Consider the following 16,363-nt stretch of genomic DNA (forward strand, 5'->3'; position numbering starts at 1 on the left):
TAATACCCTGGGGTTATTGGCTTGCGGGCCATCTTCCCCGACCCTTCATGCCGTCATTCGGAGGAGGGGATCATGACACAAACAATCAAACTCGACCGGACTCTTGGCCTGTGGTCCGTGGTGCTGTTCGGGCTGGCCTACATGACGCCGATGATCGTGTTCGGCACGTTCGGCGCCCTTGCGTCGGCGAGCGACGGCACGACGGCAATGGCGTATTTCATCGCGGCGCTCGCGATCTTCCTGACGGCGGTGAGCTACGGCATCATGGCCAAGGTCTACCCGGTCGCCGGGTCTGCCTATACCTATGCCCGCAAGTCGCTCAACCCCGGCGCGGGCTTCCTCGTCGGCTGGGCGGTGCTGCTCGACTATTTCTTCCTGCCGATGGTCATCTGGCTGATCGGCGCGGCCTACCTGACCTCGGCCTTCCCGTCCGTGCCGGCCTGGCTGTGGATCGTCGGCTTCATCGTTTTGACGACGGCGGTGAACGTCATCGGCATCGCCTTTGCCAACCGGGTCAACATCGTGCTGATGCTGGTGCAGCTCACGGTGCTGGTCGTCTTCGTCGCGCTTGCCGCCCGCTATGTCGTCGCCATCAACGGGACCGGCGGCCTTGCATCCGTGCGGCCGTTCTTCGACGCCTCGGTGCCGTTCGGCGCGTCCGTCGCAGGCGCCGCCATCGCGGCCTATTCGTTCCTCGGCTTCGACGCCGTCTCGACGCTGACGGAGGAGACGCGCGAGCCGACCCGCACCATGCCGCGGGCGATCATGATCATCGCGGTGATCGGCGGCCTCATCTTCACGGGCGCGGCCTATATCACGCAGCTTGCCCATCCGGGCGGCGAATTCGCCTCGGTCGATGCGGCCGCGTCGGAAATCGCGCTGATGATCGGCGGCGATCTCTTCGTGACGGTCTTCCTGGCAACGCTCGTGGTGGCGCAGTTCACCTCCGGCCTTGCCGCGCAGGCGAGCGTCGGCCGGCTGCTCTTCGCCATGGGCCGCGACGGCGTGCTGCCGGCCGGTATCTTCGGCAAGCTGCATGAGAAATGGCGCACGCCCGTTCTCAACCTCGTGCTCGTCGGCATCGTCGGCCTGCTGGCGCTGACGCTCGATGTGACGACCTCGACGTCCTTCATCAACTTCGGCGCGTTCCTCGCCTTCACCGCGGTCAATGTCTCGGTGATCGCACTCTATCTCAAGGGCAATGCGATCGTGCGCCCGCTCGGGCCGGTCCTTGCGCTCGCCGTTCCGGCGGCCGGCGCGGTCTGCGACCTCTTCCTCCTGTGGAACCTCGACGGGAACGCCAAGCTTCTCGGCATCGTGTGGCTGGCGGTCGGCGTGGTCTATCTTGCCTATCTCACCCGCTTCTTCCGGCTTGCGCCGCCGGAAATGGAGTTCGCCGAATGATCAGCGCCGGCTGAGGAACAGATGGAACAGCTCCGCCTGGCTGGAAATGGTGAGCTTGGCATAGGCCTGGCGGCGGTGGACCTTCACGGTGTTGGGCGAAAGGCCGAGCGTCGCGGCGATGGAATAGGTCGAGTGACCCTTGAGGATGAGGGTCACGATCTCCAGCTCCCGCTTGGAAAGCAGCGGGTGGCTGATCGTCGCGGCGGCATCCTCGCCCCCGGCCGGATCGAGCCGGGCATGCCAGTGCCGTTCGGCAAGCGCACGCACGACGGGCGCTGCACTTTCGAGGCGGACGATGTCGCGGCGCGAGAAGGCCGGCACCTCGCCCATGCGCGAAAGCGACAGCACCGCATCGGCATACCTCAGCTTCAGCACGAAGCCGATCTCGTCGACAATGCCCGTCGCCTGGTAGTGGCGGCGGTAATATTCCGTCTCGGCGAAGCGGTCGGGCGCGAGTTTGCGCATGATGAGCATGCCGCCGGGCGGCGGATTGCGGACGGCATCGTAGAAGGATCGAGGATATAGGCGCCGGCGAGATAGTGGTCGACGATGGTAGTGCGGTCGCCGACGATGCGCTCGTTGTCGAGGTCGAAGGCCTTGCCGCCGGGCGCATAGGCAAAGCCGTTCATCATCTCGAAGGACACGAGCTGCCTCAGCGCGCGCTCCAGCGCCGCGGGAAAGCCGCTCTCGCCGAGCAGCGATACGGCCGCGGCAAGCCCCGCATTCCACTGGTCGATATAGCCGCCCGCCCCGTCCGAACCTGCCGCCACGTTCCTTCCCCTCTTCCTTTCGAAAAGACCTAGCACGGAGTCCGCGACCATGCAGACTGTTTCTCACACGCCAGCGCCCGCCCATCCGCTCGACCTGCCCGCCACGCAGATCGCCGACGGCATCCGCTCCGGCGCGTTTCCGGCCGAGGCTGTCGTCGCCGAATCGCTCCGGCGCGCGAAGGCGGTGAACGGAGCGCTGAACGCCTTCACGCTGCTTCGCGAGGAGGCGGCGCTTGCGGCGGCGCGGGAGGCGGACCGGCGCGTGGCGCGCGGCGGCGACCTGCCCGCGCTCCTCGGCGTGCCCTTCGCCGCCAAGGACCTGACGCCGACGAAGGGCGACCTGACGACGCTAGGCTCCTGGACGAGCGGCAACCGGGTCCCGAACGAGAGCGCCCTCTGTATCTCACGGCTGGAGGCTGCGGGCGCGATCCTCATCGGCAAGACGACGACGCCGGAATTCGCCCATTCCAGCTTCACGGCAAGCCCGCGCTGGGGCATCACCCGCAATCCCTGGAACGCCGCTTGCACCAGCGGCGGCTCGTCGGGCGGTTCGGCGGTCGCCGTCGCCACAGGTGTCGTGCCCTTCGCCGAGGGCACGGACATGGGCGGCTCCGTGCGCATCCCCGCCGCATTCACCGGCATCGTCGGCCTGAAGCCGAGCCTCGGGCGTATTCCCATGACGATCCTGCCCAGCGTCTTCGACAATATCTCCCATTTCGGCCCGCTGGCCCGCTCGGTCGGCGATGCCGTGGCGTTCATGACGGCGACGGCCGGCCCGGACGATGCGGATATTTCCTCGCTGCCGCTCTCCTTCGAGGCAGGGAAGGCGGCGGCAAGCCCGCTTGCGGGGCGGCGCTTCGCGCTCTCCCTCGATCTCGGCTACTACAGCGTGGAGCCCGCGGTGCGCGGCCGCATCCTCGCGGCGGTCGAGGCGTTGCGTACCGCCGGGGCGGTCGTCGAGCCGGTGGAGATCGGCTGGACGCGGGCCGTCAACGACCGGTGGTACGATCTGTGGTGCGTCTTCATGGCCGCGTTCTTCGGCGAGATGCTGGAGGACCATCGCGCGCGCATGGATCCGATCGTCGTCGAGCTGATCGAGCGCGGCCGGACGCTCGATGCCGCCAATTACAAGAAGGTGGAACTGCTCCGCACGACGATGTGGCGCGACCTTGCCGCCATCCTCTCCCGCTACGACGCGCTGCTTTGCCCGACCTGCGCCGTCACCGCGCCCCCGGCCGAAGCGGACGACAACGACTATGTCGCGGACCTGTCCGACGGCCGTTTCGGCGGGCTGGACATGACCTGTCCGTTCAACCTCCTGCCGCAATGCCCGGCTTTGTCGGTGCCGGCGGGTCTGGGCGAGGACGGCCTGCCCGTCGGGCTGCAGATCGTCGGCCGGCGCTACGCCGACGAGGCGGTCCTGTCGATGGGCGATGCCGTCGAGGAGACGCTTCGCACGGCGGGCCTTGCACCGGGCCGGCCGGTGGGGTGGGACTGGGGCGGCCTCTAGGCGATCGCCTGTTCCACCGCAGCGGCTTTACCGCCCGCCGCGCAGCGCCACGTAGATCGCCGGGATGACGAGCACGGTGAGCAGCGTGGAGGAAGCGAGGCCGAAGAGCAGCGAGATGGCAAGGCCCTGGAAGATCGGGTCGGCGAGAATGACCGCCGCGCCGATCATCGCGGCGAGCGCGGTCAGCAGGATCGGCTTGAAGCGGATCGCGCCGGCTTCGAGCAGCACATCGACCAGCGGCCGTTCCGACCCGCCGGAATGGCGGATGAAGTCGACCAGCAGGATCGAGTTGCGCACGATGATGCCGGCAAGCGCGATGAAGCCGATCATCGACGTCGCCGTGAAGGGCGCGGCGAAGAGAAAGTGCCCGAGCATGATGCCGATGAAGGTGAGCGGAATCGGCGTCAGGATGACCAGCGGCAGGCGGAAGGAGCCGAACTGGGCGACCACGAGGATGTAAATGCCGAGGATCGCCACCAGGAAGGCCCCACCCATGTCGCGGAACGTCACCCAGGTCACCTCCCACTCGCCGTCCCACAGCAGCGTCGGGCGTGTTTCGTCGTCCGGCTGGCCGTGCAGCGCGATTTCCGGCTTCGGAAGGTTGCCCCAGTCTGCCTTCTCGATGGCCTCGTTCACGGCGAGCATGCCGTAGATCGGCGCCTCGTAGGCACCGGCAAGCTCGGCCATGACCATCTCGGCCGCCCGGCCGTTGTGGCGGAAGATCGGGTAGGACGCCGGCTGGCGGGAGACGGAGACCACGTCGCCGAGTTCCACCACGCCGCGCCCGCCCGGCAGCGCGTTCGCCGGGACGGGGGTCGCAAGCGCGCGCTCGTCGAGCACGCTTGCGCCCTTCGGCAAAGCGACACGGATCGGAATCGGCTGGCGCCCGCCGCCGCGATGCGAATAGCCGACGGTCGTGCCGCCGTAGAGCGCGCGCAGCGTGTCGTAGACGTCGGATTGCTCGACCCGGTAATATTCGAGATTGTCCTGGTCGATGGCAATGCGCAGGCGCTGCGGCTGGTTGTGATAGCTGTCGTCGACGTCGACGATGAACGGCACGCTCCTGAAGGCTTCGCGCACCTTTCCGGCCACGGCCCGGCGCGTTTCGGCATCCGGCCCGTAGATCTCGGCGAGGAGCGTGCCGAGCACCGGCGGTCCCGGCGGCGGCTCGACGACCTTCGTCACCGTGCCCTGCGGCAGGGCGAGGCCTTCGAGACGCTTGCGGATATCGAGCGCGATGGCGTGGCTTGCGCGTGCGCGCTCGCCCTTGGCGAGGAGATTGACGACGATGTCGCCCTGCTGCGGCTCGGCGCGCAGGTAGTAGTGCCGCACCAGCCCGTTGAAATCGAAGGGGGCGGCGGTGCCGGCATAGGTCTGGAAGGACACGATCTCCGGCACGTCGCCAAGCCGTTCCACCATTTGCTGCAAGGCCCGGTCCGTGTCCTCGACCGAAGCGCCCCTCGGCAGGTCGAGCACGACCTGAAGGTTCGCCTTGTTGTCGAAGGGCAGGAGCTTCACCGTGACGTTCCGGGTGTAGAGCAGCGTGAGCGAGGCAAGCGTCGCGACGCCGACGACCAGCAGGAAGGCCCAGGCGCGGGCCCGGCTTTTCAGGACCGGGCGTGCGACGGCGCTGTAGAGCCGGCCGAGACGCCCGCCGTCGGATGCCTCGGCGGCATGGCCGCCCGCGCCGTCCTTGCGCCCGAGCTTCATCATCAGCCAGGGCGTCAGCATGACGGCGACGAAGAAGGAGAACAGCATGGCGGCCGAGGCGTTGGCCGGGATCGGGCTCATGTAGGGGCCCATCATGCCGGAGACGAACAGCATGGGCAGCAGCGCGGCCACCACCGTCAGCGTCGCCACGATGGTGGGATTGCCGACCTCGGCGACCGCGTCGATCGCGGCCTCGGCCCGCGAACGGCCGTCGCGCATCGCCCAGTGCCGGGCGATGTTCTCGATGACCACGATGGCGTCGTCGACGAGGATGCCGATGGAGAAGATCAGGGCGAACAGGCTGACGCGGTTCAGCGTATAGCCCATGATCCAGGAGGCAAAGAGCGTGAGCAGGATGGTGATGGGGATGACGACGGCCACCACCATCGCCTCGCGCCAGCCGATGGCGAAGGCCACAAGCGCGACGATGGAGACTGTGGCGAGGGCGAGGTGGAAGAGAAGCTCGTTGGCCTTCTCGTTCGCGGTCTCGCCGTAATCGCGCGTGACCGTCATCTCGACGTCTTCCGGGAAGATCTGCCCGCGGACCTGCTCCAGCCGCCTGACGATGTCGTCGGCGATGACGACGGCGTTGGTGCCCGGGCGCTTTGCGACCGCCAGCGATACGGCCGGCGCGCGCTGCAATCCCTCCGGCGTGCGGCGGATGTCGGTGACCCGGCTTTCGGCCGGCGATGTCGCAAGCACGGTCCTGGCGACGTCGCGCACATAGACGGGCCGGCCGTCGCGCGCGGTGAGGAGGATGTTACCGATCTCCGAGAGCTCCTGCAGCGTCCGGCCGGCGACGACCGCGCGCTGCTCGCCGGCTTCGCGCACCGTGCCGACGCGGAAGGAGCGGTTCGCGCCCTCGATCTTGGCCGCGAGCTGCTGGAGCGTGATGCCGTAGAGCGAGAGCCGTTCCGGATCGGGCTCGACCGAAAACTGCTCGGGCTGCTCGCCGACGAGATAGGTAAGGCCGATGTCGGGAAGCTTGGCGACCTCGACCTGCAGCTCGCGGGCAAGCCGCGTCAGGCCGTTCGCCGTCCAGCGTTCGGCGCTCCCGGGAGATGGCCTCAGCGTCACGACGACAATTGCCACGTCGTCGATGCCGCGCCCGACGATCAGCGGCTCGGGGATGCCGACCGGGATGCGGTCCATGTTGGCGCGGATCTTCTCGTGCACCCTGAGGATCGCGGCGTCGGCATTCGTGCCGACCTTGAAGCGCGCCGTCACCAGCGCACCGTCGTCCTCGGTCTGGGAATAGACGTGCTCGACGCCGTCGATCCCCTTGACGATGGTCTCCAGCGGTTCCGTGACGAGCTTGACGGCGTCCTCGGCTCTGAGGCCGTTGGCGGCGATGCGGATGTCGACCATCGGCACGGAGATCTGCGGCTCCTCCTCGCGCGGCAGGGAGACGAGCGCGATGAGGCCGAGCGCGAATGCGGCAAGCAGGAAGAGCGGCGTCAGCGCGGAGGCGATGAAGGCGCGCGTGAGGCGCCCGGCAATGCCGGGACCGGGGATCGAAGGCTTCATGGCAGTACGATCCGGTCGCCGTCGTGAAGGCCGGTGAGGATCTCGATGCGCGGCGCACCGCCGTCCTCGAAGCGCTCGCCGGGGATGACGGCAACATCGGTCTCGCCCGATCCGTCGGCCAGCCGCACGTAGTCGATGCCGTGCAGCGTGCGCACCGCCTCCGGCGGAACGGCGAGCACCGAGCGCTTGCCGACCGGGATCGACACGAGCGTGCGCTCGTTGACGAAATAGTCGCCGATGCCGGCGACCTCCACGTCGGCGATCACGCGCCCGTCGACGATCTCGGGATAGACCTTGACGATGCGGCCGCGATGGGCCGGGGCGGTGCGGTCCGAAGCCTGCGTCAGGCCGCGCGCGCCGACCACGACGTCCGCGCCTTCCACGATCTCGGCGGCGTGGCGCTCGGGCAGCGACAGGCGCAGGTAGTAGGGGCCGGGTGCGATGCGGGCGATCTCCTCGCCCGGCAGCACCACCGAGCCGGGCGTGACCGGCACGGTAAGCACGCGGCCGGTGGCGGGCGCGACGACCGTGCCCTCGCGCGCGCTCTGCTCGATGACGGTGCGCTCGGCCTTCGCCGCCGCGACCTGGTTGGCGGCGACCTCGAACTGCATCTTCGCCTGGTCGAGGCTCGCCTGCGTGCCCGAGCCGCTTGCCCGGAGCTGTTGCGCCCGGTCGAGCTGGAGGCGGGCATTGTCGAGCTGGGAGCCGAGCGCGTCGATCCGCGCCCTTGCGGCGTCGAGCTGGAGGGCCAGCTTGTCGTCGACGATGACGGCGATGGTGTCGCCTTCCTTCACCTCGTCGCCCTGGCCGACGCTAAGTTCGCGCACCGTGCCGCCGATCCGCACGCGGGCGGGCACCACGATGCGGCTTTCGACCTGGCCGAACACGGCCTTCATGTCCGGGACGGTCGTCGCCCTGACGAGGAATTCGGCAGCGCCGGCATGGCCCGGCAAGGCCAGGAACAGCGCGAGGATCGCCATGGAGGGACGCGGGGTCGGACGGTGCATGAAGGACTGCTCTCCTGCTATTTGAATGCGACGCCTGCCGGACAGCCGAGCTTGCGGAAGACGATTGCAGCCGGGCAGAAGCCGGTGAACGAGGCCTGGACCAGATTGAGGCCGACGAAGACGGTGAGCAGGTGCCACCACGGCGAGACATAGAAGCCGAGCGCCAGGGAAAGCAGGACCATGAAGCCGGCGAAGAGCAGCACGGCGCGATCGATCGTCATCTTGAATACTCCTTGCGTTGCGGACCGGGGATCATTCCGCGGTCTCGATGTGGATGTCCTTGAGCTTGCGGATGCCGAGCATGTCGAGCACGAGATTCTCGTAGAAGGTCTCGGCCTTGCCCTGCCGCACCTTGCGCAGGAAGTACTTCTCGAAGCCGACCTTGGCGGCGTGCACCCATTTGCCCTGCGCGGACCAGTTGAGGTTGCGCGGCGGGATCTGCGGCTGGGCGACGAAAGCGATGCCCTCGTCGCCGAAATCGGCAAGGCAGACCGCGTTCCAGCTCGCAACGGCCCGCGGCGCCTCGCCCTTCAGGAGCGCGGCGATGTTCTCGGCGGTCGCCGTCACCATGGATTCGATCATGAAGCCGGTCTTCGGCACGCCGACGGCGAGCGGCGTCTTGCCGACGGGCGGGATGGCAACGCCGACGCCGATGGCGAAGACATTGGGGAAGGCCGGGTTGCGCTGGTATTTGTCGATGAGGATGAAGCCGCGCGGATTGGCAAGCCCTTCGATGCCGGCGACGGCCGGCACGCCGCGAAAGGCCGGCAGCATCATGGAGAAGGCGAAGGGCAGCTCGTGCGTCGCCTTGAGCGCGCCGGCCTCGTCCACCTCCTCGGCGGTCAGCATGCCGGGCTCGACCTTTGTCGTGCGGGCATTGGTGATCCATTTGATGTGGCGCTCGCGCAGCGCGCTTTCGAGCAGTCCCTTGGTGTCGCCGACGCCGTCGAGCCCGAGATGGCCGATATAGGGCTCGGGCGTGACGAAGGTCATCGGAACGCGGTCGCGGATGCGTGCGTTGCGAAGGGCGGTGTCGAGGATGAAGGCGAATTCGTAGGCCGGGCCGTAGCAGGAGGCGCCCTGCACCGCGCCGATGACGATCGGCCCCGGCGCCTTGACGAGCGCATCGAAGGCGGCCTTCGCCCTGAGGGCATGGTCGACATGGCAGATGGACTGCGTGTGGGCCTCGGGGCCGAGGCCCGGCACTTCGTCGAAGGCGAGATCGGGGCCGGTGGCGAGGATGAGGTAATCGTAGTCGAGGCTGGAACCGTCGTTGAGCTCCAGGCGGTTTTCGCCGGGATGCACGCGGCGCGCGCCCTCGGGCCTCAGCGTGATGCCGTGTGCCTTCAGCACCGGGACGAGGTCGACGGAGATGTCCTCGGGCCGGCGCCAGCCGACCGCGACCCAGGGATTGGAGGGAACGAAGGAATAGGTCGAGCCGAGGTTGACGACGGTGAGGCGATCGTCACGACGGAGCTTGCGTTTCATCTCGTAGGCCATGATGATTCCGCCGAGGCCTGCACCGAGAACGACGATATGGGTCATGGCTTTCGCTCCGTTGTGATGGTGGCGTCTCCGCCCGTTTGCGGAGGAGGGGAGGCCACGCTGTTCAAGGGTTTCGAGACTGCATGGCTTGCATGTAACATTCAAGGATTATAAATTCAAGAACATGAATGTAGAAGAAATGATCCCGGCGGCGGAAATGGCCGCAGACCTGATGCGCAGCCTCTCGCACCCGCAGCGGCTGCTGGTCCTGTGCGCGCTCGTCGACGGCGAGCGCTCGGTCGCCGACCTGCGCCACGCGCTCGCCATCGAGCAGGTGCCGATGTCGCAGCAGCTTATGCGGCTGCGGGCGGACGGCCTTGTCGAGGCGCGCCGCGAAGGCACGACCGTCTACTACTCTATCGTCCGGCCGGAGGTTCGCGCCGTCGTGCAGGCCCTGCACGACGCCTTCTGCCCGCCGGGGCGCGGCAAGCAGCCGTAGACCGCGGGGCCGGAAGGGAAAGACCGTTCCCCGAATTGATCTTGCGCAAGGTGGACATGACTGCCTGCGGTTTATTCGTCTCACATCTTGCCGATGGGAGAATGCACCTTGCCCCAAGCGAACCGGGACTTCCGGCAACGTCATTCCAGCACGATCCTGGTCGCGGTCGCGGCCGGAGGGCTTGTGATCGGGCTCGCCCTGTCGTGGCAGGCCGTCCGGCATGCAGATCTCGTGTGGACGGGCGCGACGCTGGTGATCCTTGCCGGCCTGCTCGTCCAGATCTTCGGCGCCCTGCGCAGGGGCGATGTCGGGCTCGATATCGTCGCCGCGCTGTCGATGTCCGCGGCGATCGCATTCGGCGAGCCGCTTGCCGGGAACGTCGTCGGCTTGATGTATGCCGGCGGCCAGTTGCTCGAGGCCTTTGCCGAAGGCCGCGCGCGCCGTGAGATGACGGCGCTGATGGGCCGCGTTCCGAGGTCGGCCATGCGCTATGCCGCAGCCGGGCTCGAGGAGGTCGCGATCTCGCAGATACGGCCCGGCGACCGGCTGCTCATCCGTCAGGGCGAAGTGCTGCCGGTGGACGGGATCGTGTCCGGCACCGCGGCGGCGCTCGACATGGCTGCCCTGACGGGAGAGTCGATGCCGCGGCCTGTCCTGCCGGGCGCGGAGGCCCTGAGCGGTTCCGTCTGTGCGGGAGCGGCCTTCGATCTCGTTGTGAGCCGGTCCGCTGCCGAAAGCACCTACGCGGGGATCGTGCGCCTGGTCGAGGCCGCGCAGGCCGGCAAGGCGCCGATGGCCCGCATGGCCGACCGTTTTGCGATGGGCTTTCTGGTCGTGACGCTCGGCATTGCCGGCGCTGCCTGGTACTGGTCGGGGGATCCGGTCAGGGCGCTTGCCGTGCTCGTCGTCGCGACGCCCTGTCCTCTCATCCTTGCCGTTCCGGTCGCCATCATTTCCGGGATGTCGCGCGCGGCAAGGATCGGCGTTCTCGTCAAGAACGGCGGCATGCTCGAAATGCTGGCGCGTGTCCGCACGGCGGTTCTGGACAAGACCGGCACGCTGACCCACGGCCAGACCGCCGTGGTCGATATCGGGACGGCGCCGGGTTTCTCGCCGGATACGGTTCTGGCGGCCGCCGCGAGCCTCGATCAGGCGTCCGGACATGTTGTCGCCGCTGCGCTGGTCCAGGCGGCAGCGGCAAGGGGCCTGCCTCTTTCGGCGCCGCAAAGCGTGCGGGAAACGCCGGGCACGGGCATCGAGGGGTGCGTGGATGGAAGACAGGTCGTCGTCGGCGGAAGCCGCTTCGTGCAGCGGACCTCCGGCTGCGACGACCCGCATCTCCTGATATCGCCCGAAATGCGCGCCTCCATGACCGTTGCCGTCGCCATCGACGGCGCCTTGGCGGGCGTGATCGTTCTCAAGGACCAAATCCGCGGAGATGCGGTGTCGGTTCTCAGCGATCTCCGGGCGGCCGGCATCCGGAGGCTCGTTCTGGCATCGGGCGACCGTGCCGAGATCGCGCAGGCCGTTGGCGAGGCGCTCGGCATGGACGCCGTTCTCGCCGACCTGACGCCGCAAGCCAAGGTCGCCGCAGTCGAAAGCGAAGCGCGCGACGGTCCCGTGATGATGGTGGGCGACGGCATCAATGACGCGCCGGCGCTCGCGGCGGCCGATATCGGCGTCGCGATGGGCGCGCGCGGCACGGCATCGTCGTCGGAAGCCGCCGGCGTCGTGCTTCTCGTCGACGAGCTCGGCCCGCTGGCAAGAGCGATCGCGATCGCGCACCGGACCCGCCGGATCGCGCTTCAGAGCGTCTCCGTCGGCCTTGCGCTTTCGATCGGCGCGATGGTCGTGGCGGCCTTCGGATATCTCCAGCCGGTCGAGGGCGCGATTCTTCAGGAGATGATCGACGTGGCCGTGATCCTCAACGCCCTTCGCGCGCTTCGATGACGTGAAGGCTCGGATGCCGATGGTCGGCGTCGCGCTCATGGCCGGCGAAGGTCCTTGCGGATGAGGACCAGGGTCGGGTCCTCGTCGTAGGGGACCGCGACGAAGCCCTGTTCGCGCTCCAGTTCGATGGCCTCGTGGTTCTCGCGGCTTTCGACCGATTCCAGGTATGCCGCGCCGCGGGCCTGCGCATAGCGCGCGACATGGCGCAGCATTTCCCAGGCGACGCCCTTGTGCTTGTCCTCGCGCCGGACGGAGATCGCCACTTCCGCTTTTTCCATGGACGGATCGAAGGCGACCATCGCCGTGGCGACCATCGTGCGGCCCTCACCGGCGAAGGCGAGGAAGTTCTCCGTCGTCCGGTGATCGACCCTCGTCATGGCGACGAGCCGCTCGTGGCTCACCTCGCGAACGCCGCCGAGGAAGCGGAAGCGCAGGTCCTCCGGCGCCACATGGGTGAAGAAGTCCGCCAGCGGCGCCTCGTCCTCGGGGCGGACCGGGCGGACGTGGAGCACGAGCCCGGTCCGGGTCGCCAGATCGCAGCTCCAGACGTCCGCGGCGGCGGGCGTGCCCGTTTCTTCCACCGTCTTCGCCGAAAGCGTCCCGGCGGCATCGGTCTCGATGATGACCTTCAGGGCCTGCGTGTTCGCGGCATTGGAGAAGGTCTCGTAGGCGTCGGCGATCCGATCGAGGGCGAAGCGGTGCGTGATCAGCTTCTTCGGGTCGATCTTGCCCGCCCGCACGGTCTTCAGGAGCATCGGTATCGTGACGGTGTCCACCAGCCGCGTGGTGATGGCGATGTTCTGCGACCACAGCCGTTCCAGGTGCAGGTCGGCCTTGACGCCGTGCACGCCGATATTGGCGATGATGCCGCCCGGCGCCACGATCTCCTGGCAAAGCTCGAAGGTCGCGGGAATGCCGACCGCCTCGATCACGGTGTCGGCGCCCTTGCCCCCCGTCAACGCCAGCACCTGCCGCGCGACGTCCTTGCCGCCCGCGCTGATCGTCTTCGTCGCGCCGAAGCGCGTCGCCACGGAAAGCCGGTTTTCGTCGAGATCGACCATGACGATCTCGGCGGGGGAATAGAACTGCGCCGTCAGCAGCGCCGCAAGCCCGATCGGCCCCGCGCCGACGATGGCGACGGACCCGCCGGGCTGTACCTTGCCGTTCAGCACGCCGCATTCGAAGCCGGTGGGCAGGATGTCGCTCAGCATCACCAGCGCTTCCTCGTCGGCCCCTTCGGGGATCGGGTAGAGGCTGGTGTCGGCATGGGGGATGCGGACATATTCGGCCTGGGTGCCGTCGATCGTGTTGCCGAGGATCCAGCCGCCGGTCGTGCAGTGGGAATACATGCCGCGCCGGCAGTATTCGCACTTGCCGCAGGAGGAGATGCAGGAGATCAGCACGCGGTCGCCCCTGGTGAACTGCGTGACGCCCGCACCCGTCTCCTCGACGATGCCGACGCCCTCGTGGCCGAGGATGCGGCCGGGCGTGCAGGTCGGCACGTCGCCCTTGAGGATGTGCAGGTCGGTGCCGCAGATCGTGGTGCGCGTCACCCTGACGATGGCGTCCGTCGCCGCGGCGATGACCGGCATCGGCCGTTCCATGAGGGATTTGCGTCCCGGTCCTTCGTAGACGAGAGCCTTCATCGGATGTCTCCTTCGCGATCGGTTGCGGACGGCGGCGATTGTGCCTTTCCCGCCCGGACCGGGCTTTGACGCGGGTCAAAGCGATGCCCGCGGATCGGGCGCACACTCTGCGGAACGCTCGAACTCCGGGAGACGCGATCATGACTGCCGCAGATGTTCCTTCCGCATCCACAGCCCCCGCCTTCAAGACGAGGGAGACGAAGCTGCGCCTCGGCGCGCTGACGGCGCTCGTCATCGGCTCGATGGTCGGCTCCGGCGTCTTCAGCCTGCCGCAGAACATGGCGGCGGGCGCCGGGCCGCTCGCCATCATGATCGGCTGGGCCATCACCGCCGTCGGCATGCTGGCGCTGGTCTTCGTCTACCAGTCGCTGGCGACGCGAAAGCCCGACCTCGACGCCGGCCCCTATGCCTATGCCAAGGCCGGCTTCGGGCCGTTCGTCGGCTTCAACAGCGCCTGGGGCTACTGGATCAGCGCCTGGGTCGGCAACGTCTCCTATGCGGTCATCGTCTTCAGCGCGCTCTCCTACTTCTTCCCCGCCTTCGGCGACGGGAATACGTGGCAGGCGGTGCTCGGCGCCTCCGTGCTCCTCTGGGCGATCCACATCCTCATCATGGCCGGCGTGCGGCAGGCGGCGATCGTCAACCTGATCGTCACGATCGCCAAGATCGCGCCCATCGTCCTTTTCGTCGGCCTCGTCGCGGTCGCCTTCAAGGTCGACGTCTTCAACGCCGATTTCACCGGCCTCGGCAATGCCGGGCTCGGCTCGATCATGAACCAGGTGAAGAGCACCATGCTGGTGACGCTGTGGGTGTTCATCGGCATCGAGGGGGCGAGCGTCTTTTCCGCGCGCGCCGAGCGGCGCAAGGACATCGCCACGGCCACCGTGCTCGGCTTCTTCACCTGCCTTGCGCTCTATGCGCTGGTCTCGCTGCTCTCGCTCGGCATCCTGAACCAGCCGGGGCTGGCCGCGCTGAAAAACCCCTCCATGGCCGGCGTGCTGGAAGCGGTGGTCGGGCCGTGGGGTGCCGTGCTCATCAACCTGGCGCTCGTCGTCTCCGTCATCGGTGCCTTCCTGAGCTGGACGCTGCTCGCCGCCGAGGTGCCCCATGTCGCCGGCAAGGACGGGACCATGCCGAAATTCTTCGGCCACGAGAACGCGCGCGGCGTGCCGTCGACCTCGCTCCTCATCACCAACCTCCTGGTGCAGGCCTTCCTCGTCATCACGCTGTTTGCGCAGAGCACGTACCAGGCGCTGTTCTTCATCGCCTCGGCGGCGATCCTCGTGCCTTACATCTTCTCCGGCGCCTACGCGGCCAAGCTCGCGATGACCGGCGAAAGCTACGGCGCCGGCGAAAACCGGACCGGCCCCATGCTGCTCGGCCTGGTCGCGACGGCCTACGGCCTCTGGCTCGTCTATGCGGCCGGGCTCTCCTACCTCTTCATGTGCGCCATCCTCTATGCGCCGGGCATCGTCTTCTTCGTCTGGGCGCGGCGCGAGAACGGCGAGCGCATCTTCCGTCCGGTGGAGGCGATCCTTGCGGCCGCGCTGGTGGCGGTGGGGCTCTATGCCGCCTACGCCATGTGGACCGGCACCGTCAGCGCCCTTTGAAACATTCCTCGAAAGGAACCGTCATGGCCGCTCTCGGCGCCCATTCCGAAGTCGGCCGGCTGCGCGAGGTGATCGTGCACCGGCCCGGTCTCAGCCTCCGCCGCCTCACCCCCGACAATTGCAGGGCGCTGCTCTTCGACGACGTGCTGTGGGTCAAGCGCGCCCGGCAGGAGCACGACGTCTTCGTCGATGCGCTGCGCGAGCGGGGCGTCACCGTGCACCTCTTCGGCGAACTGCTGGCCGAGACCATGGCCCTGCCGGAGGCGCGCGACTGGCTGCTCGACCGGCGCGTCGATGCCTCGGTGGTCGGCTACGACATGGTGGACGAGCTGCGCGGCTGGCTGGACGAAATGCCGGCCGGTGATCTCGCGACGCTGCTGGTCGGCGGCATCGCCCGCGCCGAGCTTCCCTTCCAGCCGGCCGGGCTGACCGGCCGGACGCTGCTGCCGCAGGATTTCGTGCTGCCGCCGCTGCCGAACCAGCTCTTCATGCGCGACAGCTCCTGCTGGATCTATCGCTCGGTTTCCGTCAATGCCATGTACTGGCCCGCGCGCAAGCCGGAGACGGCGAATGTGGAGGCGGTCTATCGCTTCCACCCGCGCTTCCGCGATGCCGGTCTTCCCTTCGTCTCGCCCGACAATCCCGGCCCCGGCGTGAGCCTGGAGGGCGGGGACGTCATGCCGGTCGGCGGCGGCGTCGTGCTGGTCGGCATGGGCGAGCGCACCACGCCGCAGGCGGTCGGCGGCCTGGCGCGCAGCCTGTTTTCGGCGGGGGAGGCGACCCGCGTCGTCGCCGCCCTGATGCCGCGCGACCGTTCCTTCATGCATCTCGATACCGTCTTCACCTTCTGCGACCGGGATCTGGCGACCATGTACCCGCCGGTCGTCGACCGGCTGCGCACCTTCTCGCTGCGCCCGGGTGAGGGCGAAGCCGCCGTCGACGTCGTCGAGGAGGAAAAACCCTTCGTCGAGGTGGTGAAGGAGGCGATGGGCCTTACGTCCCTGCGCGTCGTGTCGACCGGCGGCGACAGCTACGAGTCCGAGCGCGAGCAATGGGACGACGGCAACAACGTCGTTGCGGTCGAGCCGGGCGTGGTCATCGGCTACGACCGCAACGTCTACACCAACACCCTGCTGCGCCGCGCCGGCGTGGAGGTCATCACCGTGGAAGGCGCCGAGCTCAGCCGCGGGCGTGGCGGCGGCCATTGCATGAGCTGCCCCATCGCCCGCGACCCGATCTGACCGA

At 68.1% G+C, this 16,363-nt stretch carries 13 protein-coding genes and 1 pseudogene; 6 read left to right on the forward strand and 8 right to left on the reverse strand.

What is annotated here, in order from left to right:
- Positions 1 to 72: 72 nt before the first annotated feature.
- Entirely contained in the window at positions 73 to 1,404 is a 1,332-nt protein-coding gene (locus tag HNQ66_RS04110) for an APC family permease (protein ID WP_184141153.1), read from the forward strand.
- Here the strand turns inward: HNQ66_RS04110 and HNQ66_RS23510 are convergent, their stop codons facing one another.
- Positions 1,405 to 1,869 carry a response regulator transcription factor gene (locus HNQ66_RS23510; RefSeq protein ID WP_246434168.1) on the reverse strand — a complete coding sequence of 155 codons (465 nt, stop codon included), beginning with the start codon at positions 1,867 to 1,869 and terminating at the stop codon, positions 1,405 to 1,407. It abuts the gene before it with no gap.
- Positions 1,773 to 2,174 carry a hypothetical protein gene (locus HNQ66_RS23515; protein WP_246434169.1) on the reverse strand — a complete coding sequence of 134 codons (402 nt, stop codon included), beginning with the start codon at positions 2,172 to 2,174 and terminating at the stop codon, positions 1,773 to 1,775. Before HNQ66_RS23515 ends, HNQ66_RS23510 begins: the two co-directional genes overlap by 97 nt.
- Before the next feature lie 49 nt (positions 2,175 to 2,223).
- On the opposite strand from HNQ66_RS23515, the gene HNQ66_RS04120 reads away from it, so the two are divergent.
- The gene (locus HNQ66_RS04120) at positions 2,224 to 3,684 is read left to right on the forward strand and encodes an amidase (protein WP_184141155.1); all 1,461 of its coding nucleotides are present in this window, start codon (positions 2,224 to 2,226) and stop codon (positions 3,682 to 3,684) included.
- Positions 3,685 to 3,711: 27 nt separating this feature from the next.
- On the opposite strand, the gene HNQ66_RS04125 is transcribed toward HNQ66_RS04120, so the two are convergent.
- Genes HNQ66_RS04125 through HNQ66_RS04140 form a run of 4 tightly spaced genes read right to left on the reverse strand, consistent with a single transcriptional unit; the run spans position 3,712 to position 9,473 of the window.
- Complete coding sequence (locus HNQ66_RS04125) at positions 3,712 to 6,921, reverse strand: efflux RND transporter permease subunit (protein ID WP_184141157.1); 3,210 nt, start codon at positions 6,919 to 6,921, stop codon at positions 3,712 to 3,714.
- Positions 6,918 to 7,928 carry an efflux RND transporter periplasmic adaptor subunit gene (locus HNQ66_RS04130; RefSeq protein WP_343059424.1) on the reverse strand — a complete coding sequence of 337 codons (1,011 nt, stop codon included), beginning with the start codon at positions 7,926 to 7,928 and terminating at the stop codon, positions 6,918 to 6,920. The genes HNQ66_RS04125 and HNQ66_RS04130 overlap by 4 nt, the downstream gene beginning before the upstream one ends.
- A 17-nt stretch (positions 7,929 to 7,945) precedes the next feature.
- Positions 7,946 to 8,149, reverse strand: coding sequence for a YgaP family membrane protein (locus tag HNQ66_RS04135; RefSeq protein WP_184141159.1), 204 nt, complete (start codon positions 8,147 to 8,149; stop codon positions 7,946 to 7,948).
- A gap of 31 nt (positions 8,150 to 8,180) precedes the next feature.
- Positions 8,181 to 9,473, reverse strand: coding sequence for an NAD(P)/FAD-dependent oxidoreductase (locus HNQ66_RS04140; RefSeq protein WP_184141161.1), 1,293 nt, complete (start codon positions 9,471 to 9,473; stop codon positions 8,181 to 8,183).
- A gap of 124 nt (positions 9,474 to 9,597) precedes the next feature.
- Between HNQ66_RS04140 and HNQ66_RS04145 the strand changes: the two genes are divergently transcribed.
- Together HNQ66_RS04145 and HNQ66_RS04150 are read left to right on the forward strand one after the other, a co-directional pair.
- Positions 9,598 to 9,912: an ArsR/SmtB family transcription factor gene (locus HNQ66_RS04145; RefSeq protein ID WP_184141163.1), complete on the forward strand. Its 315-nt coding sequence runs from the start codon at positions 9,598 to 9,600 to the stop codon at positions 9,910 to 9,912.
- A gap of 108 nt (positions 9,913 to 10,020) precedes the next feature.
- Positions 10,021 to 11,862, forward strand: a complete 1,842-nt coding sequence (locus HNQ66_RS04150) for a heavy metal translocating P-type ATPase (protein ID WP_246434170.1) — start codon at positions 10,021 to 10,023, stop codon at positions 11,860 to 11,862.
- A gap of 35 nt (positions 11,863 to 11,897) precedes the next feature.
- Here HNQ66_RS04150 and HNQ66_RS23520 read toward each other — a convergent pair whose 3' ends face one another.
- On the reverse strand, positions 11,898 to 12,239 hold the full coding sequence (locus HNQ66_RS23520; protein WP_281396973.1) for a GNAT family N-acetyltransferase: 342 nt from the start codon (positions 12,237 to 12,239) through the stop codon (positions 11,898 to 11,900).
- A gap of 237 nt (positions 12,240 to 12,476) precedes the next feature.
- Positions 12,477 to 13,508: pseudogene (locus tag HNQ66_RS23405) on the reverse strand (zinc-dependent alcohol dehydrogenase family protein); the annotation flags it as partial.
- Positions 13,509 to 13,648: 140 nt separating this feature from the next.
- Here HNQ66_RS23405 and arcD point away from each other — a divergent pair.
- Positions 13,649 to 15,118: an arginine-ornithine antiporter gene (arcD, locus tag HNQ66_RS04160; protein WP_184141169.1), complete on the forward strand. Its 1,470-nt coding sequence runs from the start codon at positions 13,649 to 13,651 to the stop codon at positions 15,116 to 15,118.
- Between the two features lie 23 nt (positions 15,119 to 15,141).
- Positions 15,142 to 16,359, forward strand: a complete 1,218-nt coding sequence (locus HNQ66_RS04165) for an arginine deiminase (RefSeq protein ID WP_184141171.1) — start codon at positions 15,142 to 15,144, stop codon at positions 16,357 to 16,359.
- The last annotated feature ends 4 nt before the right edge of the window (positions 16,360 to 16,363 follow it).

The organism is Shinella fusca, from assembly GCF_014203155.1.
Taxonomy (GTDB): Bacteria; Pseudomonadota; Alphaproteobacteria; order Rhizobiales; family Rhizobiaceae; genus Shinella; species Shinella fusca.